Here is a 25857-nt window from a genome sequence, read left to right on the forward strand (position 1 = left end):
ACCCCGTCCGCCCCGCAGCCCCGGCCCGAGCCGGACCCGGTGGCGTCCCCCGGGCGGGCCCGGGGCCGGTTGTCCAAACCGGAGCTGGACCTGCTGGAGGCCACCACCGTGATGTTCCGGCAGTGGGACGCCCAGTGCGGCGGCGGCCTGCGCCGCAAGGCGGTCGTCGGCCAGCTGCACGAGGTGACGGACCTGCTCCAGGAGCCCCAGCCCGAGACCACCACCCGGAGGCTGTTCAAGGTCGCCGCCGAACTGGCCGAACTGGCCGGCTGGATGTCGTACGACGTCGGGCTCCAGCCCACCGCGCAGAAGTACTTCGTGCTCGCCCTGCACGCCGCCAAGGAGGCCGGTGACCGGCCGCTCGGCTCCTACGTCCTCTCCAGCATGAGCCGCCAGATGATCCACCTCGGCCGGCCCGAGGACGCCCTGGAACTCATCCACCTCGCCCAGTACGGCAGCCGGGACTGCGCGAGCCCGCGCACCCAGTCGATGCTGTACGCGATGGAGGCCCGCGCCTACGCCAACATGGGCCAGCCCGGCCGGTGCAAGCGGGCGGTCAGGATGGCCGAGGACACCTTCGCCGAGGCCGCCGAGTGGGACGAGCCGGACCCCGACTGGATCCGCTTCTTCTCCGAGGCCGAGCTGTACGCGGAGAACTCCCACTCCTTCCGCGACCTCGCCTACGTCGCCGGCCGCAGCCCCACCTACGCCTCCCTCGCCGAGCCGCTCATGCAGCGGGCCGTGGAGCTGTTCGGCCAGGAGAGCGGCGAGCACCAGCGGTCCTACGCCCTCAACCTGATCGGCAAGGCCACGGTGCACCTGCTCCAGCGGGAGCCCGAACAGGGCGTGGTTTTCGCCACCGAGGCCATCAAGGCGGCCAAGAAGGTCCGTTCCGAACGCGTCAACACTCGTATCCGAAAGACGGTCGACACGGCCGTACGCGACTTCGGGGACCTCGCCGACGTCGTCGATCTCACCGAGCGGCTCGCGATCGAGCTGCCCGAGTCGGCGGAGGCGGTCTGACACTCCCGAGGAACCGTTGAGCCCCGGCCGCGGCCGGCCCTCCCGAACTGCCCGACTCGGCTCCCCCATGCCAGGTCATTCGGAGGCCGGCCGCGGCCGGCCCTTTTCCGCGCCCGGGACGGCGCCGCCCTCGCGGACGGGGCCGCCCGCCGTGGTCTCTCCACGGGCGGTCGCCGTGCCGTGCGGTGAAGGGCACGTCACGACAGCGATCGGTGCTGTCCGGATCCGGCGGTTCACCGACCCGTAACACGCCGGGTCCCTTCGTCACGGCGGCGAAACAGCGAGGGGCTTCCACCGAAACCGCGCTGCGCCAATCTCATGGCGCATAACCGGCCCACCCCTCAATCCGCTCAGGCTTCGCCCGCACGGGGCCGTACCAACGACGAGGAGACGCCGATGGCACCAGCCATCACCCTGGCCGCGGAGACACCCACGCTCTCCGCCGCCAACACAGGGTTCATGCTCATCTGTTCCGCCCTGGTGATGCTCATGACCCCGGGTCTGGCCTTCTTCTACGGAGGCATGGTCCGCGTCAAGAGCACGCTGAACATGCTGATGATGAGCTTCATCAGCCTGGGGATCGTCACCGTCCTGTGGGTGCTGTACGGCTTCTCCCTGGCGTTCGGCACCGACTCCGGCAGCGTCATCGGCTGGAACTCCGACTGGGTCGGGCTCAGCGGCATCGGCCTGACCGAGCTGTGGGACGGCACCACCATCCCGCTCTTCGTCTTCCTGGTCTTCCAGATGATGTTCGCCGTCCTCACGCCCGCCCTGATCAGCGGCGCGCTCGCGGACCGCGTGAAGTTCACCGCCTGGGCGCTGTTCGTCGCCCTGTGGGTCACCGTCGTCTACTTCCCGGTCGCGCACTGGGTCTGGGGCTCCGGCGGCTGGGCCTTCGAGCTGGGCGTCATCGACTTCGCCGGCGGTACGGCGGTCCACATCAACGCCGGCGCCGCCGCGCTCGGCGTGATCCTGGTCATCGGCAGGCGCATCGGCTTCAAGAAGGACCCGATGCGCCCGCACAGCCTCCCGCTGGTCATGCTCGGCGCGGCCCTGCTGTGGTTCGGCTGGTTCGGCTTCAACGCCGGCTCCTGGCTCGGCAACGACGACGGCGTCGGTGCGCTGATGTTCGTCAACACCCAGGTCGCCACCGGCGCCGCGGTCCTCGGCTGGCTCGCCTACGAGAAGATCCGCCACGGTGCCTTCACCACCCTGGGCGCCGCCTCCGGCGCGGTCTCCGGCCTGGTCGCCATCACCCCGGCCGGCGGCGCGGTCTCCCCGCTCGGCGCGATCGCGGTCGGCGCCGTCGCCGGTGTGCTGTGCGCCATGGCCGTCGGCCTGAAGTACCGGTTCGGCTACGACGACTCCCTCGACGTCGTCGGCGTCCACCTCGTCGGCGGCATCCTCGGCTCCCTGCTCATCGGCTTCTTCGCCACCGGCAAGGGCCAGTCCGACGTCGCGGGCCTCTTCTACGGCGGCGGCCTCGACCAGTTCTGGAAGCAGTGCGCCGGTGTCGCCGGGGTCCTCGCCTACTCCCTGGTCGTCTCCGCGGCCCTCGCCTTCCTCCTCGACAGGACCATCGGCATGCGCGTCTCCGGGGACGACGAGGTGGCCGGCATCGACCGGGCCGAGCACGCCGAGACCGCATACGACTTCAGCGGCGCCGGCGGCGGCGCGGCCCGCACCGCCGCCACCACCCCCGCCGCCCCGGCCGAGAGCAAGAGCAAGAAGGTGGACGCATGAAGCTCATCACCGCCGTCGTGAAGCCGCACCGGCTCGACGAGATCAAGGAGGCCCTGCAGGCCTTCGGCGTGCACGGTCTCACCGTCACCGAGGCCAGCGGCTACGGCCGCCAGCGCGGCCACACCGAGGTCTACCGCGGGGCCGAGTACACCGTCGACCTGGTCCCCAAGATCCGCATCGAGGTGCTGGTGGAGGACGACGACGCCGAACAGCTCATCGACGTCGTCGTCAAGGCGGCCCGCACCGGCAAGATCGGTGACGGCAAGGTCTGGTCGGTCCCGGTCGAGACGGCCGTACGGGTCCGGACCGGCGAGCGCGGTCCGGACGCGCTCTGACCGCGGTCCGACGGAACGGGAGTCGCCGGATGACGGGCACGGACACGCACGACGAGACGAGGGACCCGGGGCCCGGCGGCTACGCGGCGGCCCGGCTGCGCCTCCTCACCGAGGGGGCGCGGTCCGGGCCGCCGCGCCGTACCGCCCTCGCGGGCCTCACGGACGCCTGGCTCGCCGCACTGTTCGCCGCCGGGGCACGGGAGCCGCGCGGCGTCTCCCTGGTCGCCGTCGGCGGCTACGGCCGCGCGGAGCTGTCCCCGCGCAGCGACCTCGACCTGCTCCTGCTGCACGACGGCGGCGACCCCGGGGCGGTCGCCGCCCTCGCCGACCGGCTCTGGTACCCCGTCTGGGACCTGGGCCTCGCGCTCGACCACTCCGTACGCACGCCGGGGGAGGCCCGCAGGACCGCGGGCGAGGACCTCAAGGTCCAGCTCGGACTGCTCGACGCCCGGCACCTCGCCGGCGACCTCGGCCTCACGGCCTCCCTGCGCACGGCGGTGCTGGCCGACTGGCGCAACCAGGCGCCGAGACGGCTCCCCGAACTCCAGGAGCTGTGCGCCGAACGCGCCGAACGCCAGGGCGAGCTGCAGTACCTCCTGGAACCCGACCTCAAGGAGGCGCGCGGCGGACTGCGCGACGCCACCGCGCTGCGCGCCGTCGCCGCCTCCTGGCTCGCCGACGCCCCGCGCGAGGGCCTCGTCGAGGCCCGCCGCCGGCTTCTCGACGTGCGGGACGCACTGCATCTGACGACCGGCCGTGCGACCGACCGGCTCGCGCTCCAGGACCAGGACCAGGTGGCGTCCGAGCTGGGGCTGCTCGACGCCGACGCGCTGCTGCGGCAGGTGTACGAGGCGGCCCGCGTCATCGCGTACGCCGGTGACGTCACCTGGCGCGAGGTGGGGCGTGTGCTGCGGTCCCGGGCCGCGCGGCCGAGGCTGCGCGCCCTGCTGGGCGGGGGCGGGCCCGCCGCCGAGCGCTCCCCCCTGGCCGAGGGGGTGGTGGAGCAGGAGGGCGAGGTGGTGCTCGCGCGTACCGCGCGCCCCGAACGCGACCCCGTGCTCCCGCTGCGGGCGGCGGCCGCCGCCGCGCAGGCCGGGCTCCCGCTCTCCCCGCACGCCGTACGGCGCATGGCGGCCGGGGCGCGTCCGCTGCCCACGCCCTGGCCCGCCGAGGCCCGGGAGCAGTTCGTCACCCTGCTGGGCTCCGGCCGCCCCGCCGTGGAGGTCTGGGAGGCGCTGGAGGCCGAGGGCCTGGTCACCCTGCTGCTCCCCGACTGGGAGCGGGTGCGCTGCCGGCCGCAGCGCAACGCCGTGCACCTGTGGACCGTCGACCGGCACCTCGTCGAGACCGCCGTGCGCGCCTCCGCGCTCACCCGCCGGGTCGGCCGCCCCGACCTGCTGCTGGTCGCCGCGCTGCTGCACGACATCGGCAAGGGCCGGCCCGGGGACCACTCGGTGGTCGGCGAGGTCATCGCCGGGGACGTGGCCGCCCGCATCGGCTTCGACCACCACGACACCGCGGTGATCGCCGCCCTCGTGCGCCACCACCTGCTGCTCGTGGAGACCGCCACCCGGCGCGACCTGGACGACCCGGCGACCGTGCGCGCGGTCGCCGGGGCCGTCGGCTCCCAGGGCACCCTGGAGCTGCTGCACGCCCTGACCGAGGCCGACGCGCTCGCCACCGGCCCCGCCGCCTGGTCGTCCTGGCGCGCCTCGCTCGTCGCCGACCTGGTGAAACGGGTCTCGGCGGTGCTCGCGGGGAGAGCCCCCGCCGCTTTCGAGGAGAGCGCGCCCACCACCGAGCAGGAGCGCCTCGCGCTCGAGGCGGTGGCCACGGGCGGCCCGGTGCTGGCGCTGCGGGCGCGGGCCGAGCCGCCCGCGAAGCGGCGGGAACCCGCCGGTGACCCGGAGCCGCTGGGCGTGGAACTGCTCATCGCCGTCCCCGACCAGCCGGGCGTGCTGCCCGCGGTGGCGGGGGTGCTGGCCCTGCACCGGCTGACCGTGCGGACCGCGGAGCTGAGGGCGGTGGGCCTGCCGGACGGCGTCGAGGGGTCCGTGCTGCTGCTGGACTGGCGCGTGGCCGCCGAGTACGGCTCCCTGCCCCAGGCCGCCCGGCTGCGCGCGGACCTCGTACGCGCCCTGGACGGCACCCTGGACGTCGCCGGCCGACTCGCCGAACGGGACGCCGCCCACCCCCGGCGCCGGGGCGTGGTCGCCCCGCCGCCGCGCGTCACGGTCGCCCCGGCCGCCTCCCGGCACGCCACCGTGATCGAGGTCCGGGCCCAGGACGCGCCGGGGCTGCTGTTCCGGATCGGACGGGCGCTGGAGGACGCGGGGGTGCGGGTGCGCAGCGCGCATGTGAGCACGCTGGGCTCCAACGCGGTCGACGCCTTCTACGTGACGACCCCCGCGGGGGCGCCCCTGCCGGGAGACGACGCGGCCTCGGCGGTCGGGAAGCTGGCGGAGACGCTCCGGGCATGACCTCGTCGGCCGACCACACGTGTACCGGGCGTGCTCCCCGCCGGCGCGGGATCTCGTCCCTGCCCGCTCTCCGCAGCGGGCAGGGACGATTTGCTCGCCGGGCCGGATACCCTGGAGGGCGACCCACACCACTGCCGACGCGAGGACCTACGCCGCCGTGTTCGATACTCTCTCCGATCGCTTGTCAGCCACCTTCAAATCCCTCCGGGGCAAGGGCCGGCTGTCCGAAGCGGACATCGACGCCACGGCCCGCGAGATCCGTATCGCCCTTCTCGAGGCGGACGTGGCCCTGCCGGTCGTCCGTACGTTCATCAAGAACGTCAAGGAGCGCGCGCTCGGCGCCGAGGTCTCCAAGGCGCTGAACCCGGCCCAACAGGTCCTCAAGATCGTCAACGAGGAACTGGTCACCATCCTCGGCGGCGAGACCCGGCGGCTGCGCTTCGCCAAGCAGCCGCCCACCGTGATCATGCTGGCCGGTCTGCAGGGTGCCGGTAAGACCACCCTCGCGGGCAAGCTCGGCAGGTGGCTCAAGGAGCAGGGCCACTCGCCGGTGCTGGTCGCCGCCGACCTCCAGCGCCCGAACGCGGTCAACCAGCTCAGCGTCGTCGCCGAGCGCGCGGGCGTCGCCGTCTACGCGCCCGAGCCGGGCAACGGCGTGGGCGACCCGGTGAAGGTGGCCAAGGACTCCATCGACTTCGCGCGGGCCAAGGTCCACGACATCGTGATCGTGGACACCGCCGGCCGCCTGGGCATCGACCAGGAGATGATGCAGCAGGCCGCGGACATCCGGGACGCGGTCTCGCCCGACGAGATCCTGTTCGTCGTCGACGCGATGATCGGCCAGGACGCCGTCAACACCGCCGAGGCCTTCCGCGACGGCGTCGGCTTCGACGGCGTGGTGCTCTCCAAGCTCGACGGTGACGCCCGCGGTGGCGCGGCCCTGTCGATCCGCCAGGTCACCGGCAAGCCGATCATGTTCGCGTCGAACGGTGAGAAGCTCGACGACTTCGACGCCTTCCACCCGGACCGGATGGCCTCCCGCATCCTCGACATGGGTGACCTGCTCACCCTGATCGAGCAGGCGGAGAAGACGTTCAGCCAGGAAGAGGCCGAGAAGATGGCCTCCAAGCTGGCGTCGAAGAAGGGCCAGGACTTCACCCTGGACGACTTCCTGGCCCAGATGGAGCAGGTCAGGAAGATGGGCTCCATCTCCAAGCTGCTCGGCATGCTCCCCGGCATGGGCCAGATCAAGGACCAGATCAACAACCTCGACGAGCGCGACGTCGACCGCACGGCCGCCATCATCAAGTCGATGACCCCGGCCGAGCGCCAGGACCCGACGATCATCAACGGCTCGCGCCGCGCCCGTATCGCCAAGGGTTCCGGTGTCGAGGTCAGCGCGGTGAAGAACCTGGTCGAGCGGTTCTTCGAGGCCCGCAAGATGATGTCCCGCATGGCCCAGGGCGGCGGCATGCCGGGGATGCCCGGGGTGCCGGGCATGGGCGGCGGCCCCGGCCGGCAGAAGAAGAAGCAGAAGCAGGCCAAGGGCAAGCAGCGCTCCGGCAACCCGATGAAGCGCAAGCAGCAGGAGCAGGAGGCCGCCGAGCGCCGCGCCGCCGCCGCGGAGGGCGGCAACGCCTTCGGGCTGCCGCAGCAGGGCGGCAAGGACTTCGAGCTCCCCGAGGAGTTCAAGAAGTTCATGGGCTGACGCCCACGCCGTGACCGTACCGGGGCGCCCCTCGCACGGGGGCGCCCCGCAGGCGTGCCCGGCGGTCCCGGGCGCCGGCGGCGTCAGGGCACCGGCGCCGGGTTCACGGTGTCCGCGCGATCAGGTACCGGAACACGTTCGGCATCCACACGGTGCCGTCCTGCCGCTGGTACGGGTGGAGCGCCTCCGCCAGCTCCTTGTCCACCTGCTCCTGGCCCGTGGCGGTGATCGCCGGGTCGAACAGCCCCGTCGACCTCAGGCCCCGCACCGCGCTGTCCACGTCGGCGTAGCCGAAGGGGCAGGCCACCCGCCCGGAGCCGTCCGGCGTCAGCCCCGCCCGCCGGGCGACCCGCTCCAGGTCGTCGCGGTGCGCGGGGCGCCAGGTGCCCGCGGCGCGCAGGGGCTCCGCCAGCTCGGTGGCCACCCGGAGCACGGACGCCGTGGTGCACCGCTCCGGCGGACCCCAGCCGGCCAGGACCACGGCCGCGCCGCGCTCGGCGAGCGGCGTCGCCTCGGCGAGCAGTTCGCCGAGCCCTTCCGCGTCCCCCGCGAGACAGCCGATCGGCTCGAAGGCGGTCAGCACGGTGTACGGGGGCGCGTCCGCGCGGGCCGCGTCCGCGGGCGAGCCGTCCACGAGCCGGGTGTCCGTGGGCGTGCGCGTGTCCCGCTCGTCGGGCAGCAGCCGCTCCCGCGCGAGGGCCAGCAGGTCGGCGGAGGTGTCGACACCGGTGACCGTGGCACCGCGCGAGACCGCCATCAGCAGGGCCAGCCCGGAACCGCAGCCGAGGCCGAGCAGCCGCGTCGCGGGCCCCACGTCCAGTCGCTCGTAGACGGCCTCGAAGAGCGGTACGAGCATCCGTTCCTGTATCTCGGACCAGTCACGCGCGCGTGCACGCAGGTCCACGCGGGGGGCGGCCCCCGGGTGAGGCAGGTGCTGCCGCACGAGCGTAGGTGTCATAGGTAAGCGCCCCAATCAGCCGAGAGTTGCCGCAGTGCCCGATTCCCTGGCCCCCGTGCAGTGCGCTCGCACTTCCCCCGTATGCCAGGAAACTGCCCCCTCGACGTGTCGTCCAGTGGAACGGGGCGGCGGTTTGGCAGTTGCACGTGCCAGTGGCAAGAATTCACATTCCGGCGATCCGGGACCGCGCGATCCGGTCGGGTGCGGGGTGGTGCGGATCGGTACGGACCGGGGCGGGGCGGTGCGGAGCGCCGGCGGGGCACCCGGTAGCGTGCGGTCCGGACGGGTGCGGACCGGGCCGAACGGCTCCGCCGCGAGAGCGGCCGAAAACGCCTCTTGCGCATCAGCGGGCTCTCCGCACACCGGCGCGCGGACCCTGCGTACGCGCCGGGCCGTACGTCGGCCTACGCACCACCTTGCGGTGAGCTGCGAGGCTTCTCCGCAGATCAGCGCACCCGCCCTCGTCGGCACGCATCAGTGACAACTGACGGGTACGTGCAAATTATTTGGGATGCCCCGGAATCGGAACACAGAGGCACCCCGGCTCGTTGTCATTACGTGAGCACGACACAGACACCACCTGTTCTCGCCGCAGAGCTGGCGCAGGCGTGGGCCGACATTCAGCGGCACCACCCCGAGCTGCCCGATCTTGCCGCGCCCGAGTCCCTGATCGGGGAGTCGTCGTCCGCGTGCGGTCACGAACTCTCCTTCGAACGACTGCTGCACGAAGCAGTCCACGGCGTCGCCGCCGCGCGCGGCGTGCGCGACACATCCCGTGCCGGCCGCTACCACAACCGCAGGTTCCTCGCCATCGCGGAGGAGCTGGGCCTGGACCACCCCGAGGAGCCGCATCCCAGCAGCGGTTTCTCGCTGGTCACGCTCACTCCCGAGGCGAAGCGCCGCTACCGCCCGACGATCGAACGCCTGCAGCGCGCCCTGAAGGCCCACTCCGCGGCGACCGCGGGCGACACCGCCCGCAGCTTCCGCGGCCCGGCCGCCCGGCACGGCTCCTCCGGCGGCGGCGTCCGGGTCAAGGCCGTCTGCGACTGCGGCCGCAACGTCCGCGTCGTCCCCTCGGTCCTGGCCCAGGCCCCCATCGTCTGCGGCGGCTGCGGCAAGCCCTTCCGCATCCCGGAGGTCGTGGGAGCGGCGAGCTGACCCTCTTCGGTATCTCGTGGGTACCGGACGGGCGACGACAGAACCGAACAGGGTGCCGGCGGCCCTGCCCACGCGGCTGAGGGCAGGGCCGCCGGCACCCCCTGACACCGGGCCGTGCACCCGGTGTGCGGCCCTCGCGGCACCGGGCGGTTCCCGGCGCGCCCCCCTCTTTTTCGCGCGCCCCTTCGGTCCGAGGGGCCCCGCGGCGTATGGCACAATGGCTAGCTGTACTCGACAGCCGCACAGGATCCCTCTCTCCTCCGGCTGACGCGTCCATCGGGCACTCGGGTACCGCAACCCCACGCGGCTTCTCTCGCCGTGCCCAACCACGTCAAATCCAGGAGAACCCACTCCCGTGGCAGTCAAGATCAAGCTGAAGCGTCTGGGCAAGATCCGTTCGCCTCACTACCGCATCGTCGTCGCCGACTCCCGCACCCGCCGTGACGGCCGGGCCATCGAGGAGATCGGCAAGTACCACCCGACGTACAACCCGTCGGTGATCGAGGTCGACGCCGAGCGTGTGGCGTACTGGCTCGGCGTCGGCGCCCAGCCGACCGAGCCCGTGCTCGCCATCCTGAAGAAGACCGGCGACTGGCAGAAGTTCAAGGGCGAGCCCGCTCCGGCTCCGCTGCTGCAGCAGGCCGAGAAGTCCGCCCGCCCGTCGTTCGAGGCGCTCGGCGGTGACGACGAGGGCAAGGGTGAGGCGATCACCCAGAAGAAGAAGGCTGAGAAGAAGGACGAGGCCGCCGCCGAGTCCGCGTCGACCGAGGCCTGAGCATGCTCGAGGAGGCTCTCGAGCACCTCGTGAAGGGCATCGTCGACAACCCCGACGATGTGCAGGTCGCCTCACGCAACCTGCGTCGCGGGCGAGTGCTCGAGGTCCGGGTCCACCCGGACGACCTCGGCAAGGTGATCGGCCGCAACGGCCGCACCGCACGCGCTCTGCGCACCGTCGTGGGCGCCATCGGCGGCCGCGGTGTCCGGGTCGACCTCGTCGACGTGGACCACGTCCGCTGACGCTTATCGCAACCGGCTCGGGCCGGGGAGGGCCTTCAGGGCCGTCCCCGGCCCGTAGTCGTGCCGGGGGCAGCCGTAGAGGCCAGTCGTAGATCAGGAGAACCAAGCACCGTGCAGCTGGTAGTCGCTCGCATCGGCCGCGCCCACGGCATCAAGGGCGAGGTCACCGTCGAGGTCCGTACCGACGAGCCGGAACTGCGGCTCGCCCCCGGCGCCGTCCTGGCCACCGAACCGGCCTCGGCCGGTCCGCTGACCATCGAGACGGGCCGCGTCCACAGCGGCCGCCTTCTGCTGCGCTTCGAGGGCGTACGCGACCGCAACGCCGCCGAGGCCCTGCGCAACACCCTCCTGATCGCCGAGGTCGACCCGGAGGAACGGCCCGAGGACGAGGACGAGTACTACGACCACCAGCTGATCGACCTCGACGTCGTCACCGCGGACGGCGAGCGGGTCGGCCGGATCACCGAGATCTCCCACCTGCCCACCCAGGACCTCTTCGTGGTCGAACGGCCCGACGGCAGCGAGGTGTTCGTGCCGTTCGTCGAGGAGATCGTCGCCGAGATCGACCTGGAGGAGCAGCGCGCGGTCATCACCCCGCCGCCCGGCCTGATCGACGACCTGACGGTCCGCAACGAAGCCGCCGACGGACACGACGCGTCCCCCCGGGACGAGGCCTAGATGCGCCTCGACGTCGTCACGATCTTCCCCGAGTACCTCGAACCGCTGAACGTCTCCCTCGTCGGCAAGGCACGCGCGCGCGGGCAGTTGAGCGTGCACGTGCACGACCTGCGCTCCTGGACCCACGACCGGCACCACACCGTCGACGACACCCCGTACGGCGGCGGCCCCGGCATGGTGATGAAGACCGAGCCGTGGGGAGACGCCCTCGACTCGGTGCTGGCGGACGGGTACGAGACCGGCTCCCACGAGCCGGCCCTGATCGTCCCCACCCCCAGCGGCCGCCCCTTCACCCAGGAACTCGCGGTCCACCTCTCCGAGCGCCCCTGGCTGATCTTCACCCCGGCCCGCTACGAGGGCATCGACCGGCGGGTCGTCGACGAGTACGCGACCCGGATGCCCGTGTACGAGGTGTCCATCGGCGACTACGTCCTGGCCGGCGGCGAGGCGGCCGTCCTCGTCGTCACCGAGGCCGTGGCGCGGCTGCTCCCCGGCGTTCTGGGCAACGCCGAATCGCACCGGGACGACTCCTTCGCGCCCGGCGCCATGGCCAACCTCCTGGAGGGCCCCGTCTACACCAAGCCGCCCACCTGGCGTGACCGGGGGATCCCCGAGGTGCTGCTCAGCGGCCACCACGGGAAGATCGCCCGCTGGCGGCGCGACGAGGCGCTGCGGCGCACCACGGCGCACCGGCCCGACCTCATCGAGCGCTGCGCCCCCGAGGCCTTCGACAAGAAGGACCGCGAGATGCTGTCCATCCTGGGCTGGGAACCGGACCCGGAGGGAAAGCCGTACGGTCGATTTTGGCGCAGGACCGACGGCGTGGAAGAATAGGCCGCTGTTGTGCGCCGTCCGGCGTGCGCCCCTGCCGCAGGGGGACACGACGCCCGCCCGGCCCCGCACACCTGTGATCCGAACTCTAGTTGCCGTTGATGACCTGCGGCATCAGCGAAGAAAGCAGACGAAATGTCTCACCTGCTCGACTCCGTCGACTCCGCGTCGCTGCGCAGCGACATCCCGGCCTTCCGCCCCGGCGACACCGTCAACGTCCACGTGCGCGTCATCGAGGGCAACCGCTCCCGTGTGCAGCAGTTCAAGGGCGTGGTGATCCGCCGCCAGGGTGCCGGCGTGCGCGAGACCTTCACGGTCCGCAAGGTCTCCTTCTCCGTCGGCGTCGAGCGCACCTTCCCGGTGCACACCCCGATCGTGGAGAAGATCGAGCTCGTCACCAAGGGTGACGTCCGTCGCGCCAAGCTGTACTACCTGCGCGACCTGCGCGGCAAGGCGGCGAAGATCAAGGAGAAGCGCGAGAGCTGAGCGTCTTACCGGCGTCGTCCCGCGGCCGGATAACATCTGGCCCCGATGGACACCGAAGCACAGCCGACGGAGCGCGATCGCTCCTCCCGCCCGGCCGCACCCGAGGAGACCTCGGGAGCACCGGGCCCGGAGGGGCGGTCGCGTTCCGCGTTGGGGCCGCGCGTGAGGGGGTGGCTCCCGGGCGGGCGGGTCACGCTGACCCTGCTGCTCTGCCTGCTGTTCCTGCTGGCGCTCAACACGTTCGTGGCGCGGCCGTTCCAGATCCCCAGCGGTTCCATGGAGCCGGCTTTGAGGGTCGGCGACCGTGTTCTCGTAAACAAGGTGGTGTACCGCTTCGGCCCCGGACCGCTCCGCGGCGACGTGGTTGTGTTCGACGGCACCGGGTATTTCGGTGAGGCCGACTACATCAAGCGGGTCGTCGGGGTGGGCGGGGACCGGGTGGTCTGCTGTGACGAGGAGGGGAGGATCCGGGTGAACGGCCGGGCGATCGACGAGTCGGGCTTCCTGTTCCCCGGTGACGCTCCCTCCACCGTGCCCTTCGACGTCGTGGTGCCCGACGGGCGCCTGTTCGTCCTGGGTGACCACCGCGGTGACTCCAGCGACTCCCGCGACCACCTCGGGTCGCCCGGCGGCGGCATGATCCCGGTCCGCGAGGTGATCGGCCGCGCCGACTGGATCGTCCTGCCCTTCGACCGCGCCACCCGGCTGCACCGTCCCGACGCCTACGCGCGCGTACCCGCCCCGGGGACGGACGCGGCGCACCCGGCGGAGGGTGCCCATGGGTAACCGAGGTCGACCCCGCGGCGTCCCGGCCGAGGCCACGGAGAGCCTGCTGCCCACCGGCTACCGCCGTGCGTCCAGCCCGGCCGCCGGCCGCACGCGCGCCGAGCGGCGCAAGCTCCAGCGCAAGGTCAAACGGAGGCGCAGGCGCAGCGCCGTCAAGGAGATCCCCCTCCTCGTCGGTGTGGCCGTCCTGATAGCGCTGGTGCTGAAGACGTTCCTCGTCCAGGCCTTCGTGATCCCGTCCGGCTCCATGGAGCAGACGATCCAGATCGGCGACCGTGTGCTCGTCGACAAGCTCACCCCGTGGTTCGGCTCCAGACCGCAGCGCGGGGACGTCGTCGTGTTCAAGGACCCCGGCGGCTGGCTGCAGGACGAGCAGACCGCCCCGAAGAAGGACGACCCCGTCGGGATCAAGCAGGTCAAGGAAGGGCTCACCTTCATCGGCCTGCTGCCGTCCGACAACGAGAAGGACCTGATCAAGCGGGTCGTCGGGGTCGGTGGCGACCGCGTCCTGTGCTGCGACGCGCAGGGCCGGGTCACCGTCAACGGCGTTCCCCTGAACGAGGACTACCTGTATCCCGGCAACGCCCCGTCCGCGACGCCGTTCGACGTCACGGTCCCCGAGGGGCGGCTGTGGGTGATGGGCGACCACCGGGACAACTCCGCCGACTCCCGCGCCCACCAGGACACCGATTACGGCGGCACCGTCTCCGAGGACCAGGTGGTGGGCCGGGCCATGGTCATCGCCTGGCCGCTCGGCAACTGGAGCACGCTGGAGGAGCCGAAGACCTACGCCTCCGTGTCGGACTCGGCGTCCGGGTCGACCGCTGCCGCCCGGCTGTCGCATAGGGTTGCCCCGGACGACCCGAACGGAACGGTCCGGCTCCCGACCCCTGCGGAACTCCCGCTCGTTATGGGAGTGGTGGGCCTGCGTCGCGCACGGCGCGGGCGGCGGCAGAGAGTGAGGAGTTGGCGTGGGGGATGCGGCGGTTGGCGCACGGTCCGGACACGAGGGCGAGGAACGGCGTGGGCGTTCCCTGGGAGCGGCGTACCAGGCCGCGGACGACTCCGTGACCCCCGGGAACCACACCCCGGCGGGCGGTGGCGACGGGCCCGGGGACCGGCAGCCCCCCACGGCGGAAGGGGGGCCGGGCGACGGCGCCCCCCAGGCGAAGAAACCCCGCTCCTTCTGGAAGGAACTGCCGATCCTGATCGGCATCGCGCTGGTGCTGGCGCTGCTGATCAAGACGTTCCTGGTGCAGGCGTTCTCGATCCCGTCCGACTCGATGCAGAACACCCTCCAGCAGGGTGACCGCGTCCTGGTCGACAAGCTCACCCCCTGGTTCGGCTCCGAGCCCGAGCGCGGCGAGGTCGTCGTCTTCCACGACCCCGACAACTGGCTGGCGGGCGAGCCGACGCCCACCCCGAACGCCCTGCAGCAGGTTCTCAGCTGGATCGGTCTGATGCCGTCCGCGGAGGAGAAGGACCTGATCAAGCGGGTCGTCGGGGTCGGCGGCGACACGGTCGAGTGCAAGGGCACCGGCCCGCTGAGGGTCAACGGCAAGGAGCTGAACGAGTCGTACGTCTACCCCGGCAACACGCCCTGCAGCCAGGACGACCAGGGCGGCCAGTTCAAGGTCCAGGTCCCCGAGGGGTACATCTGGGTGATGGGCGACCACCGGCAGAACTCCCGGGACTCGCGGTACAACCAGGCCGACAAGAACCACGGCATGGTCCCCGTGAAGGAGGTCGTCGGACGCGCCGTCGTCATCGCCTGGCCCGTCAACCGCTGGAACAACCTGCCGGTCCCGGACACCTTCGACCAGTCCGGTCTGGACGCCCAGGCGCCGGCCGGCGCGGTCCTGTCGGTCGCGCCCCAGGGGCTCGCGCTCGCCGGCGCGGCGCCGCTGGTGCTGCTGCGCCGCAGGTGGCGCGGCGACGGCGACGGCCGCTGAGCGGTCGCCGGGAGAGCGTCCCGGGGAGGGCTGCCCCCGTCCGGTACTGCCGGGTAGGGTGCGGCCATGAGTGGTCGGAGCACGACGCGTACGGCCCCCCGCGGGGGCCAGGCGGGCAGCCGGACCGGACAGCGGCTGTCCGGACTGGCCGTGGCCCTGGGCATGGTGCTGTTCCTCGGCGGTTTCGCCTGGGGGGCGGTGGTGTACCGGCCGTACACCGTGCCCACCCCGTCGATGGCGCCGACGATCGACGCCGGCGAGCGCGTGCTGGCCCAGCGCATCGACAGCGGTGACGTCCGCCGCGGTGACGTCGTCGTCTTCAAGGACGAGACCTGGGCGAACGTCCCGATCATCAAGCGGGTGGTCGCCGTCGGCGGCGACACCGTCTCCTGCTGCCGGGACGGCAGGCTCGAGGTCAACGGCAAGCAGATCGACGAACCGTACCTCTCCGAGGCCACGGCGACCGGGTTCAACGGCTTCCCGGAGGTGACCGTGCCGGAGGGGCGGCTGTTCCTGCTCGGCGACGAGCGCTCCGGTTCGGTCGACTCCACCGCCCATCTCGCCGACGCCGCGCACGGCACCGTGGCCCGGGGGGCCGTCGAGGCCCGGGTCGACGCCGTGGTCTGGCCGATGGACGGCATGCTGACGGCCGCCACCGGCTTCGAGGAGCTCGGCCCCCTCTCCTCGCCCGGCCCGCTGCGGACGATCACCGCCATGGTGGTCGCCGGTGCCGTCCTCGTCCTCGGTGGGGCCGCGTACGGTCCCCTGGCCCAGTGGGCGGGCGCGTCCCGGGCCCGGACGAAGGCGGGGTCCGCCGGTGCCCGTTGAGCCGATCCCGGTGGCCGGGGACCTCGCCGAGGGCGGACTGCGCAGGGTCGCCCGGGTCGTCCTGCTCGACCCGCGGGACCGCATCCTGCTGCTGCACGGCCACGAACCGGACGATCCGGCCGACGACTGGTGGTTCACACCCGGTGGCGGCGTGGAGGGCGACGAGACGCGTGAGCAGGCCGCCCGGCGGGAACTCGCCGAGGAGACCGGCATCACCGAGATCGAGCTCGGGCCCGTGCTGTGGAAGCGGCGGTGCTCCTTTCCCTTCGCCGGCCGCCGCTGGCACCAGGACGAGTGGTACTACCTCGCCCGCACCGACCGGACGGCCACCGCGGCCACGGCACTGACCGAACTGGAGCGGCGCAGCGTCGTCGGAGCACGCTGGTGGACGTGCCCGGAACTGACCCGGGCCCGTGAGACGGTGTATCCGACCAGACTCGCCGAGCTGCTGCGCACGCTGCTCGACGAGGGTCCCCCGGCCGGACCCGTGACCCTGGACACCGAAATCGTCTAGGGGTTCCCGGGACTGGAGCACAATGGGGGGATCACACGGCTGAAGGGGAACATGCCATGAGCGCCGAGGACCTCGAGAAGTACGAGACCGAGATGGAGCTGAAGCTCTACCGGGAGTACCGCGATGTCGTCGGTCTGTTCAAATACGTGATCGAGACCGAGCGGCGTTTCTATCTGACCAACGACTACGAGATGCAGGTGCACTCGGTCCAGGGCGAGGTGTTCTTCGAGGTGTCCATGGCGGACGCCTGGGTCTGGGACATGTACCGGCCGGCTCGGTTCGTGAAGCAGGTGCGGGTCCTTACGTTCAAGGACGTGAACATCGAGGAGCTCAACAAGAGCGATCTGGAGCTCCCGGGCGGGTGACGGAGTTGTCCACAGCCGCTGGGTTTCCCACCGGCACCCACTCCGCGGGGCGGGATGCGTGACGGTTGGCGCCGGAGGTGGTGCCGACATGAACGCACAACGGGCACGCAGCGCGCTCGGACGGTACGGCGAGGCGCTGGCCGCACGGCGGCTGGTCCAGGCCGGGATGACGGTCCTGGAGCGCAACTGGCGCTGCGGCAGGACCGGCGAGATCGACATCGTGGCCCGGGACGGGGACGTCCTGGTCGTCTGCGAGGTGAAGACCCGCAGGGCGGGGTCCTTCCAGCACCCCATGGAGGCGGTCACGCCGGCCAAGGCGAGCCGGCTGCGCGGCCTGGCGGAACGCTGGCTCCAGGAACACGGGGGAGCGCCGCCCGGCGGCGTCCGCATCGACCTGGTCGGCGTCCTGCTGCCGGCCCGCGGTGCGCCCGTCGTCGACCACGTCCGGGGGGTGGTCTGAGGTGGGGTTCGCCCGCACGTGCTCGGTCGCACTGGTCGGCGTCGAGGGCGTGGTCGTGGAGGTCCAGGCCGACCTGGAACCGGGGGTGGCGGCGTTCACGCTGGTGGGGCTGCCGGACAAGAGCCTGACGGAGAGCCGGGACCGGGTCCGCGCGGCCGTGGTGAACTCCGGTGGGCAGTGGCCGCAGAAGAAGCTCACCGTGGGGCTCAGCCCGGCCTCGGTGCCGAAGGCCGGCAGCGGGTTCGACCTGGCGGTCGCCTGCGCGGTGCTCGGCGCCGCCGAGCGGATCGACCCACGGGTGCTCGCCGACATCGTGATGATCGGCGAACTGGGGCTGGACGGCAGGGTGCGGCCGGTGCGCGGCATCCTGCCGGCGGTGCTGGCCGCGGCCGACGCGGGCTACGAGCAGGTGGTGGTGCCGGAGAGCGCCGCCGCCGAGGCATCCCTGGTGCCGGGCGTGTCCGTGCTCGGCGTCCGCAGCCTGCGCCAGCTGATCGCGGTGCTCACCGACGAGCCCGTGCCGGACGAGGTCCCCGACGAGCAGGGGCGCCCCGACCCGCTCCTGGCCGGGCTGCGCGTCCCCGGCGCCGGAGCGGCCGCCGGCATGCACGGCCCCGGCGCGGCGCAGCACGACCACGGCCACGACCTCGCGGACGTCGTGGGCCAGCTCTCGGCACGGACGGCGGTGGAGGTGGCCGCGGCGGGCGGACACCACCTGTTCCTCGAAGGGCCGCCCGGGGCCGGCAAGACGATGCTGGCGGAGCGGCTGCCCTCGGTCCTGCCACCGCTGGACCGGCAGGAGTCGCTGGAGGTCACCGCGGTGCACTCGGTGGCGGGCCTGCTGCCCCCGGGCAAACCGCTGATCGACGTCGCCCCCTACTGCGCCCCGCACCACTCGGCCACGATGCAGGCGCTGGTGGGAGGCGGCCCCGGGGTGGCGCGGCCCGGAGCGGTGTCCCTCGCGCACCGGGGCATCCTGTTTTTGGACGAAACACCCGAATTCAGCAGCCACGCCCTCGACGCGCTGCGCCAGCCGCTGGAGGCCGGGCACGTGGTCGTCGCGCGCAGCGCGGGCGTGGTGCGCTTCCCGGCGAAGTTCCTGATGGTGCTGGCCGCCAACCCCTGTCCCTGCGGCCGCTTCTCGCGGACGAACGACCTGTGCGAGTGCCCGCCCTCGGCGATCCGCCGCTATCAGGCCAGGCTCTCCGGGCCCCTGCTCGACCGGGTCGACCTGCGGGTCGAGGCCGACCGCGTCACCCGCGCCGAACTGACGGCGAGCGGGGTCCGCGGCGAGTCCACCGCCACGGTCGCCGCCCGGGTGCGGGCGGCCCGGGAGCGCGCCGCCGCGCGGCTCGCCGGCACTCCGTGGCGCACCAACAGCGACGTCCCCGGCCGGGAGCTGCGCAGTCGCTGGCACGCCGCACCCGGCGCGATGGAGGAGGCCGAACGCAGTCTGGAGCGGGGGGTGCTCACCGCCCGGGGGCTCGACCGGGTGCTGCGGGTCGCCTGGACCGTCGCCGACCTGGCCGGCCACGACCGGCCCGACGCCGGGGACGTCGCCCTCGCGCTGCAACTGCGCACCGGTGTGCCCCGCGGTGTGCCCATGACCATCGGAGCGCCGGCATGAGCGCCGCCGACGAGGGCGAGGACGGGCTCCTCGCCCGGATCCTCCTCACCCGGGTCGTCGAGCCCGGGGACGAGACCGGCGGGCGCTGGGTGCGGGAACTCGGAGCGGAGGCCGTGGTGCGGCGACTGCGGGAACGGGGCGGGCCCCTGCCCGGGGTGAGCGGCAAGCGGTGGGCCGGGATGCTCGCCCGGGCCGAGCGGGCCGACCCGCACAGGGACCTCGCCGTCGCGCGGGAGGCCGGCGCGCGGTTCGTCAGCCCCGGGACCACCGAGTGGCCCCGGCAGCTCGACGACCTGGGGGACGCCCGGCCCCTCGGGCTGTGGGTGCGCGGCGGCGCCGATCTGCGGATGTGGGCGCTGCGCTCGGTCGCCCTCGTCGGCGCCCGCGCCTGCACCGAGTACGGCGCCCACATGGCCGCCGTCCTCTCCGCCGGCCTCGCCGAACGCGGCTGGGTCGTGGTCTCCGGCGGTGCCTACGGCGTCGACGGTGCCGCCCACCGCGGCGCGCTCGGCTCGGGCGGCGCCACCGTCGCCGTCCTCGCCTGCGGAGTCGACCGGCCCTACCCGCGCGGGCACACCGGGCTGATCACCAGGATCGCGGAACAGGGACTGGTGATCGGCGAGTTGCCGCCCGGCGATCACCCCACGCCGAGCAGATTCGTCCTCCGGAACCGGGTGATCGCCGCGCTCACCCGGGGCACCGTGGTCGTCGAGGCCGCCCACCGCAGCGGCTCCCTGGTGACCGCCAGGGCGGCCCGGCGGCTGGGGCGCCACACGATGGGGGTGCCGGGACCGGCCACCAGCGGGCTCTCCGCCGGGGTGCACGAACTGCTGAGGCAGGAAGCGGCGCTGGTCACCGATGCCGCGGACGTCGTCGAGCTGGTCGGCGACATGGGCGAGCTCGCGCCGGAACGCCGGGGGCCGGTGCTGCCCCGGGACCTGCTGGAACCGGCCGGCCGCCAGGTCCTCGCCGCGCTGCCGGCGCACGGGGCCGCCCGGGCGGAGGACATCGCGTGCGGCGCGCAGACCACCCGGGACGACGCGATCGCGAGACTGTACGAACTGCGAGCACTTGGTTACGTCGAACGACACGGCGACGGCTGGAAGTTGACACGCCAGGCGCTGATCTCGGCTCGCGGCGGTCCGCACGCGCACTGACGGAGCGTGTTCGGCCGTCCGGGGGAACCCTGACGCCCCTTGAAAAATACGCCAGTTGGGACACCCGGGTGATCACGCTGAGCGACCGCAATGCCCCGGTGGGGCGGCGCCCGGAACGAATCTGCGCACGGCTCCGCCCCGCCTCTTCGCACACCGCGACGCCCCAGTCACGCTACGCTCACGAGGATTCCGGCACGCACAGGCAACTCGACACGGGACAGACGACTCACCCAGGCAGTACCAGTCCACGGCAGAACGGCACAAGGCGACGAATGCCCCAGCACACCTCCGGGTCCGACCGGGCGGCGATCCCCCCAGCCGCCCGCGACGGTGGCAGCGTGCGGCCGCCCGCTCCCTCGACACTCGACGAGTTGTGGCGGTCGTACAAGGCGACAGGAGACGAGCGGCTGCGGGAACAGCTGATCCTGCACTACTCGCCGCTGGTGAAGTACGTCGCCGGCCGGGTCAGCGTGGGACTGCCGTCCAATGTCGAGCAGGCGGACTTCGTCTCCTCCGGGATCTTCGGGCTGATCGACGCGATCGAGAAGTTCGACGTCGACCGGGAGATCAAGTTCGAGACGTACGCGATCACCCGCATCCGGGGCGCGATGATCGACGAGCTGCGGGCGCTCGACTGGATCCCGCGCTCGGTCCGGCAGAAGGCGCGGAACGTCGAGCGGGCCTACGCCACCCTGGAGGCGCGGCTCAGACGCACGCCGTCGGAGAGCGAGGTCGCCGCAGAGCTGGGCATCGCAGTGGAGGAGCTGCACGCGGTTTTCAGCCAGTTGTCGCTCGCGAACGTCGTCGCCCTGGAGGAGTTGCTGCACGTCGGGGGCGAGGGCGGCGACCGGCTGAGCCTCATGGACACGCTGGAGGACACCGCCGCCGACAACCCGGTGGAGGTGGCCGAGGACCGGGAGCTGCGGCGGTTCCTGGTGCGGGCGATCAACACGCTGCCGGAGCGGGAGAAGACCGTGGTCACCCTGTACTACTACGAAGGGCTCACCCTCGCCGAGATCGGCAACGTGCTGGGGGTGACCGAGAGCCGGGTCAGCCAGATCCACACCAAATCCGTGCTCCAGCTGCGGGCGAAACTGGCGAGTTTCGGACGCTGAGCCCGTTTGGCCCGGGTTCCGCCGGGCCCCGTGTGACCTGAGCCTGCGAACGGGAGACTCCCGTCGCGGGTGAGGCGTCCGTAAAGTGGACGACGTGCCAAGGATTCGAGCGGCCTCCGTGGCCGAGCACCGGTCGATGCAACGAGCCGCCCTGCTGGACGCGGCACGCTCCCTGCTGTCCGAGGGCGGGACGGAGGCGTTGACCTTCCCGGCCCTCGCCGAGCGGACGGGCCTCGCGCGCTCGTCCGTGTACGAGTACTTCCGCTCGCGAGCGGCCGTCGTCGAGGAGCTGTGCGAGGTCGACTTCCCGGTCTGGGCGGCGGAGGTCGAGGCGGCGATGGCCCTCGCCGACGGGGCCGAGGCGAAGATCGAGGCGTACGTCCGCAAGCAACTGGAACTGGTCGGGGACCGGCGGCACCGGGCCGTGGTGGCGATCTCCGCCAGCGAGCTCGACGCGGGTGCCCGGGAGAAGATCCGCGCGGCGCACGGCGGACTCATCGCCATGATCGTCGAAGCCCTGGGCGACCTGGGCCACGACCAGCCCCGGCTCGCGGCGATGCTGCTCCAGGGCGTGGTCGACGCCGCGGTGCGCCGCATCGAACTGGGCGCGGCGGAACACCCGGACGCGATCACCGAGGCGGCGGTCTCCATGGTGCTGAGGGGAGTGCGGGGCTGACGGACGGGACGCACGGCCGGGCCCGGCACGCCTTCGCGGTGCCTTCCGGCGGTGTCCTTCCGGCGGCGGAGGGTCCGGCCCTGGTCACTCCTCCGGCGGCCGCTTTCGAGGCGCCGGGTCACCGAGGCGACGGCCGTCCTCCGGCACCGGCCCGGCGCGCGGGGGGCCCGGCCCCCGTCACCGGGGTACCGGGACCCCGAGCACCGGCAGCAGTCTCGGCGGGCCCCTGTGCAGCAGCCACGGGGGCAGCAGGGTGAGCGGGTCCAGGTAGGCGTCGCCCCTCAGGAGCCCCCAGTGCACGCACGGGGCCGAGCAGTGCGAGCCCGCGGGCTCCACCGTGCCGACCACCTCGCCGGCCGCCACCTCGTCGCCCTCGTCCACCGACGCCCGGACGGGCTCGTAGGTCGTGCGCAACGGGGGATCACCCGTACCGGCCAGTTCCACCGAGACGACGCCCCTCCCGGCGACCCGGCCCGCGAACGAGACCCGGCCCGCGGCCACCGCCCGTACCGGTGCCCCCGGCGCCGCCGCCAGGTCCACGCCCCGGTGCCCCCGGCCGTACACCGTGGCCGGCGGCTCCCAGCCGCGCAGCACCCGCGGCCGCACCCCCACGGGCCACGCCCGTCCCACGGCCGGAGTCCCGCCGTCCCCGCCCGCCGGCACCGCGTTCCCCGCGCCGCTGTCCGCGCCCGGCACCGGCCACCACGGCACCGGCGCCGACAGCGCCGTCAGGATCAGGGCCACCCACAGGGCCGCTCGCGCACCCGCTCCCGGACATCGCCTCACTCGCATGCGGGAAGCGTCCCGGAAGAACCGTGATCATGGCCGGGACCTGTGGATCGGCCGCCGGTTGTGGACAACGGCGTCACCCGGCACCCCGCCGGTCCCGTACACTTCTGGTGGCGACCCGGGCCACCGGGTCGACTTCGCACGCCCCGACACCGAGACCGGTCACGGCCGGATCCCGATGTCAGCGCCCCTCGGTCCTTCGTGGCAACGGCGCGTCGCGGGCGTCAGGCGCGGAGGCCGGCCGGTCTCCGCGGCACAACCGAGAAATTCAAGGAGATACGGCCATGGCCGTCGTCACGATGCGGGAGCTGCTGGAGAGCGGCGTCCACTTCGGTCACCAGACCCGTCGCTGGAACCCGAAGATGAAGCGCTTCATCTTCACCGAGCGCAACGGCATCTACATCATCGACCTGCTCCAGTCGCTGTCGTACATCGACCGCGCCTACGAGTTCGTCAAGGAGACCGTCGCCCACGGCGGCACGGTCATGTTCGTCGGCACGAAGAAGCAGGCGCAGGAGGCCATCGCCGAGCAGGCCACCCGCGTCGGCATGCCCTACGTCAACCAGCGCTGGCTGGGCGGCATGCTCACCAACTTCTCGACCGTCTACAAGCGCCTGCAGCGCCTGAAGGAGCTCGAGCAGATCGACTTCGAGGACGTCGCGTCCTCCGGTCTGACCAAGAAGGAGCTCCTGGTCCTCTCCCGCGAGAAGGCCAAGCTGGAGAAGACCCTCGGCGGTATCCGCGAGATGCAGAAGGTGCCCAGCGCCGTCTGGATCGTGGACACCAAGAAGGAGCACATCGCGGTCGGCGAGGCCCGGAAGCTCAACATCCCGGTCGTCGCCATCCTCGACACCAACTGCGACCCCGACGAGGTCGACTACAAGATCCCGGGCAACGACGACGCCATCCGCTCCGTCACCCTGCTCACCCGGGTGATCGCCGACGCCGTCGCCGAGGGCCTCATCGCCCGCTCCGGTGTCGCCACCGAGGGCAAGGGCGAGAAGGCCGCGGGCGAGCCGCTGGCCGAGTGGGAGCGCGACCTGCTCGAGGGCGAGAAGAAGGCGGACTCCGAGGGCGCCGCTCCGGCCGCCGCCGAGGGCGAGAAGCCGGCCGAGGAGGCTCCCGCCGCGGAGGCCCCGGCCGCGGAGGCCCCGGCCGAGCAGGCTCCGGCCGAGCAGGCCTGACCGACCCGTCAGGGCCGATGACGGCGGGAGCGGTGTCCTCGCCCCCCTCGCCCCGAGGGCGGGGGAGGCACCCCCATCGCTCCCGCCGTTCGCCCGCAGGTCGGCGGCGCGTCGGAGACCTGCCCCCGGGCGGGCCCCGATCCGCAGATCTTCGAAACTCCAGACTTCGAGAAAGACTCACAGACTCATGGCGAACTACACCGCCGCCGACGTCAAGAAGCTCCGGGAGCTCACCGGCGCCGGCATGATGGACTGCAAGAAGGCGCTGGACGAGGCCGAGGGCAACGTCGACAAGGCCGTCGAGGCGCTTCGCATCAAGGGCCAGAAGGGCGTCGCCAAGCGCGAGGGCCGCTCCGCCGAGAACGGCGCGGTGGTCTCGGTCATCGCCGACGACAACTCCTCCGGCGTCCTGGTCGAGCTGAAGTGCGAGACGGACTTCGTCGCCAAGGGCGAGAAGTTCCAGTCCGTGGCCACCGCCATCGCCGAGCACGTCGCCAAGACCTCCCCGGCCGACCTCGAGGCCCTGCTCGCCTCCGAGATCGAGGCCGGCAAGACCGTCCAGGCGTTCGTGGACGAGGCCAACGCCAACCTGGGCGAGAAGATCGTCCTGGACCGCTTCGCGCAGTTCACCGACGGTTACGTGGCGGCGTACATGCACCGCACGATGCCCGACCTGCCCCCGCAGATCGGTGTCCTCGTCGAGCTCGACAAGCAGACCGACGAGGCCGCTGCGGTCGCCAAGGGCGTCGCCCAGCACATCGCCGCCTTCGCGCCGAAGTACCTCTCCAAGGAGGACGTGCCGGCCGAGGTCATCGAGTCCGAGCGCCGCATCGCCGAGGAGACCACCCGCGCCGAGGGCAAGCCCGAGGCCGCCCTGGCGAAGATCGTCGAGGGTCGCCTCAACGGCTTCTTCAAGGACGCCACGCTGCTCGGCCAGCCCTACGCGCTGGACAACAAGAAGTCCGTCCAGAAGGTCCTGGAAGAGGCCGGTGTCACCCTGAAGCGCTTCGCGCGCATCAAGGTCGGCATCTGAGTCCGTACCGCGACGGGCGCGCGACCCGGATAGGGTCGGCAGCAGTCGTACCGGTACGCCGTCACGTACGCGCGGATGCCGGGCGACAGCAGATCTGACGAGGAGGCCATTGCCGTATGGGATGCGAACCACGCCCCACCGGCAATGGCCTTCTTCGTATGTGCAACACGTGAAAGAGGCGGGATCCCCGATGACCACCAAGGCTGAGAAGAGCGACGACGGCAAAGTGTGCGGCCGGTTTCTGCTGAAGCTGTCCGGAGAGGCCTTCTCCGGGGGCGGGGGCCTGGGCGTCGATCCCGACGTGGTGCACGCCATCGCACGCGAGATCGCGGCCGTCGTGCGGGACGGCGCGCAGATCGCGATCGTCATCGGCGGCGGCAACTTCTTCCGCGGCGCGGAACTCCAGATGCGCGGCATGGACCGGGCCCGCTCGGACTACATGGGCATGCTCGGCACCGTGATGAACTGCCTCGCCCTCCAGGACTTCCTGGAGAAGGAGGGCGTCGACTGCCGGGTGCAGACCGCCATCACCATGGGGCAGGTCGCCGAGCCCTACATCCCGCTGCGCGCCGTGCGGCACCTGGAGAAGGGCCGTGTGGTCATCTTCGGCGCCGGTATGGGCATGCCGTACTTCTCCACCGACACCACCGCGGCCCAGCGCGCCCTCGAGATCGACGCCGAGGCACTGCTGATGGGCAAGAACGGCGTGGACGGGGTGTACGACTCCGACCCGAAGGCCAACCCCGACGCGGTGAAGTTCGACCATCTCGGCTACGGCGAGGTCATCACCCGGGACCTGAAGGTCGCCGACGCCACGGCGATCACGCTGTGCCGTGACAACAAGCTCCCCATCGTCGTCTTCGAGCTTCTGACGGAGGGCAACATCGCGCGCGCCGTCAAGGGTGAGAAGATCGGCACGCTCGTGGGTGACCAAGTCAGCCAGGGCTGATGACC

General features: G+C 72.4%; 26 protein-coding genes and 1 pseudogene. 25 read left to right on the forward strand and 2 right to left on the reverse strand.

Annotation, left to right across the window (positions count from 1 at the left end):
- The 5 genes from B7L92_RS11970 to ffh all read left to right on the forward strand — a co-directional run.
- On the forward strand, window positions 1-1023 hold a 1023-nt coding region (locus B7L92_RS11970; protein WP_081237443.1), incomplete at its 5' end, for an NsdA family TPR-like regulatory protein.
- Window positions 1024-1419: 396 nt separating this feature from the next.
- The gene (locus B7L92_RS11975; protein ID WP_081237413.1) at window positions 1420-2766 is read left to right on the forward strand and encodes an ammonium transporter; all 1347 of its coding nucleotides are present in this window, start codon (window positions 1420-1422) and stop codon (window positions 2764-2766) included.
- Window positions 2763-3101: a P-II family nitrogen regulator gene (locus B7L92_RS11980; RefSeq protein WP_004924863.1), complete on the forward strand. Its 339-nt coding sequence runs from the start codon at window positions 2763-2765 to the stop codon at window positions 3099-3101. Before B7L92_RS11975 ends, B7L92_RS11980 begins: the two co-directional genes overlap by 4 nt.
- Before the next feature lie 29 nt (window positions 3102-3130).
- Window positions 3131-5581: a [protein-PII] uridylyltransferase gene (locus tag B7L92_RS11985; protein ID WP_081237414.1), complete on the forward strand. Its 2451-nt coding sequence runs from the start codon at window positions 3131-3133 to the stop codon at window positions 5579-5581.
- Between the two features lie 157 nt (window positions 5582-5738).
- Window positions 5739-7289 (forward strand): signal recognition particle protein, encoded by a 1551-nt coding sequence (ffh, locus tag B7L92_RS11990; protein ID WP_081237415.1) that lies wholly within the window; start codon window positions 5739-5741, stop codon window positions 7287-7289.
- 103 nt (window positions 7290-7392) lie between these two features.
- Here ffh and B7L92_RS11995 read toward each other — a convergent pair whose 3' ends face one another.
- Window positions 7393-8247, reverse strand: coding sequence for a methyltransferase domain-containing protein (locus tag B7L92_RS11995; protein ID WP_081237416.1), 855 nt, complete (start codon window positions 8245-8247; stop codon window positions 7393-7395).
- 558 nt (window positions 8248-8805) lie between these two features.
- On the opposite strand from B7L92_RS11995, the gene B7L92_RS12000 reads away from it, so the two are divergent.
- From B7L92_RS12000 to B7L92_RS12080, 17 genes and pseudogenes are all read left to right on the forward strand, one after another.
- Window positions 8806-9405, forward strand: coding sequence for a hypothetical protein (locus tag B7L92_RS12000; RefSeq protein ID WP_004982951.1), 600 nt, complete (start codon window positions 8806-8808; stop codon window positions 9403-9405).
- 355 nt (window positions 9406-9760) lie between these two features.
- Complete coding sequence (gene rpsP / locus B7L92_RS12005; RefSeq protein WP_004982950.1) at window positions 9761-10180, forward strand: 30S ribosomal protein S16; 420 nt, start codon at window positions 9761-9763, stop codon at window positions 10178-10180.
- Between the two features lie 2 nt (window positions 10181-10182).
- Window positions 10183-10422: an RNA-binding protein gene (locus B7L92_RS12010; protein ID WP_003973401.1), complete on the forward strand. Its 240-nt coding sequence runs from the start codon at window positions 10183-10185 to the stop codon at window positions 10420-10422.
- Window positions 10423-10533: 111 nt separating this feature from the next.
- The gene (rimM, locus tag B7L92_RS12015) at window positions 10534-11100 is read left to right on the forward strand and encodes a ribosome maturation factor RimM (protein ID WP_081237417.1); all 567 of its coding nucleotides are present in this window, start codon (window positions 10534-10536) and stop codon (window positions 11098-11100) included.
- Entirely contained in the window at window positions 11101-11934 is an 834-nt protein-coding gene (trmD, locus tag B7L92_RS12020) for a tRNA (guanosine(37)-N1)-methyltransferase TrmD (protein WP_081237418.1), read from the forward strand. It abuts the gene before it with no gap.
- 132 nt (window positions 11935-12066) lie between these two features.
- Entirely contained in the window at window positions 12067-12417 is a 351-nt protein-coding gene (gene rplS, locus B7L92_RS12025) for a 50S ribosomal protein L19 (protein ID WP_081237419.1), read from the forward strand.
- 45 nt (window positions 12418-12462) lie between these two features.
- Window positions 12463-13203, forward strand: a complete 741-nt coding sequence (gene lepB, locus B7L92_RS12030) for a signal peptidase I (RefSeq protein WP_081237420.1) — start codon at window positions 12463-12465, stop codon at window positions 13201-13203.
- A pseudogene (gene lepB, locus B7L92_RS12035) lies at window positions 13196-14284 on the forward strand (signal peptidase I); the annotation flags it as partial. The gene lepB (B7L92_RS12030) and the pseudogene lepB (B7L92_RS12035), both read left to right, overlap by 8 nt.
- Window positions 14175-15155 (forward strand): signal peptidase I, encoded by a 981-nt coding sequence (lepB, locus tag B7L92_RS12040; protein WP_081237421.1) that lies wholly within the window; start codon window positions 14175-14177, stop codon window positions 15153-15155. The pseudogene lepB (B7L92_RS12035) and the gene lepB (B7L92_RS12040), both read left to right, overlap by 110 nt.
- Before the next feature lie 66 nt (window positions 15156-15221).
- The gene (gene lepB / locus B7L92_RS12045) at window positions 15222-15983 is read left to right on the forward strand and encodes a signal peptidase I (RefSeq protein WP_081237422.1); all 762 of its coding nucleotides are present in this window, start codon (window positions 15222-15224) and stop codon (window positions 15981-15983) included.
- Window positions 15973-16497 (forward strand): NUDIX hydrolase, encoded by a 525-nt coding sequence (locus B7L92_RS12050; protein ID WP_081237423.1) that lies wholly within the window; start codon window positions 15973-15975, stop codon window positions 16495-16497. The genes lepB (B7L92_RS12045) and B7L92_RS12050 overlap by 11 nt, the downstream gene beginning before the upstream one ends.
- A gap of 56 nt (window positions 16498-16553) precedes the next feature.
- Window positions 16554-16862 (forward strand): DUF2469 domain-containing protein, encoded by a 309-nt coding sequence (locus B7L92_RS12055; protein WP_003965949.1) that lies wholly within the window; start codon window positions 16554-16556, stop codon window positions 16860-16862.
- A gap of 58 nt (window positions 16863-16920) precedes the next feature.
- Window positions 16921-17322: a YraN family protein gene (locus tag B7L92_RS12060; protein ID WP_081237424.1), complete on the forward strand. Its 402-nt coding sequence runs from the start codon at window positions 16921-16923 to the stop codon at window positions 17320-17322.
- A gap of 1 nt (window position 17323) precedes the next feature.
- On the forward strand, window positions 17324-18949 hold the full coding sequence (locus tag B7L92_RS12065) for a YifB family Mg chelatase-like AAA ATPase (protein ID WP_081237425.1): 1626 nt from the start codon (window positions 17324-17326) through the stop codon (window positions 18947-18949).
- Window positions 18946-20106 (forward strand): DNA-processing protein DprA, encoded by a 1161-nt coding sequence (dprA, locus tag B7L92_RS12070; RefSeq protein WP_081237426.1) that lies wholly within the window; start codon window positions 18946-18948, stop codon window positions 20104-20106. The genes B7L92_RS12065 and dprA overlap by 4 nt, the downstream gene beginning before the upstream one ends.
- A 272-nt stretch (window positions 20107-20378) precedes the next feature.
- Window positions 20379-21221 (forward strand): RNA polymerase sigma factor WhiG, encoded by an 843-nt coding sequence (whiG, locus tag B7L92_RS12075; RefSeq protein WP_081237427.1) that lies wholly within the window; start codon window positions 20379-20381, stop codon window positions 21219-21221.
- 118 nt (window positions 21222-21339) lie between these two features.
- Window positions 21340-21897, forward strand: a complete 558-nt coding sequence (locus tag B7L92_RS12080) for a TetR/AcrR family transcriptional regulator (RefSeq protein WP_004982892.1) — start codon at window positions 21340-21342, stop codon at window positions 21895-21897.
- 177 nt (window positions 21898-22074) lie between these two features.
- Here the strand turns inward: B7L92_RS12080 and B7L92_RS12085 are convergent, their stop codons facing one another.
- Complete coding sequence (locus B7L92_RS12085) at window positions 22075-22689, reverse strand: murein hydrolase activator EnvC family protein (RefSeq protein ID WP_081237428.1); 615 nt, start codon at window positions 22687-22689, stop codon at window positions 22075-22077.
- 281 nt (window positions 22690-22970) lie between these two features.
- On the opposite strand from B7L92_RS12085, the gene rpsB reads away from it, so the two are divergent.
- From rpsB to pyrH, 3 genes are all read left to right on the forward strand, one after another.
- Complete coding sequence (rpsB, locus tag B7L92_RS12090) at window positions 22971-23870, forward strand: 30S ribosomal protein S2 (protein WP_081237429.1); 900 nt, start codon at window positions 22971-22973, stop codon at window positions 23868-23870.
- Window positions 23871-24057: 187 nt separating this feature from the next.
- A complete protein-coding gene (gene tsf, locus B7L92_RS12095) occupies window positions 24058-24903 on the forward strand; it encodes a translation elongation factor Ts (RefSeq protein WP_081237430.1) in 846 nt (281 codons plus the stop codon).
- Window positions 24904-25093: 190 nt separating this feature from the next.
- Window positions 25094-25852 (forward strand): UMP kinase, encoded by a 759-nt coding sequence (gene pyrH / locus B7L92_RS12100; RefSeq protein WP_004982881.1) that lies wholly within the window; start codon window positions 25094-25096, stop codon window positions 25850-25852.
- Window positions 25853-25857 lie beyond the last annotated feature (5 nt).

It is taken from the genome of Streptomyces viridosporus (assembly GCF_002078235.1).
Lineage (GTDB): Bacteria > Actinomycetota > Actinomycetes > Streptomycetales > Streptomycetaceae > Streptomyces > Streptomyces viridosporus.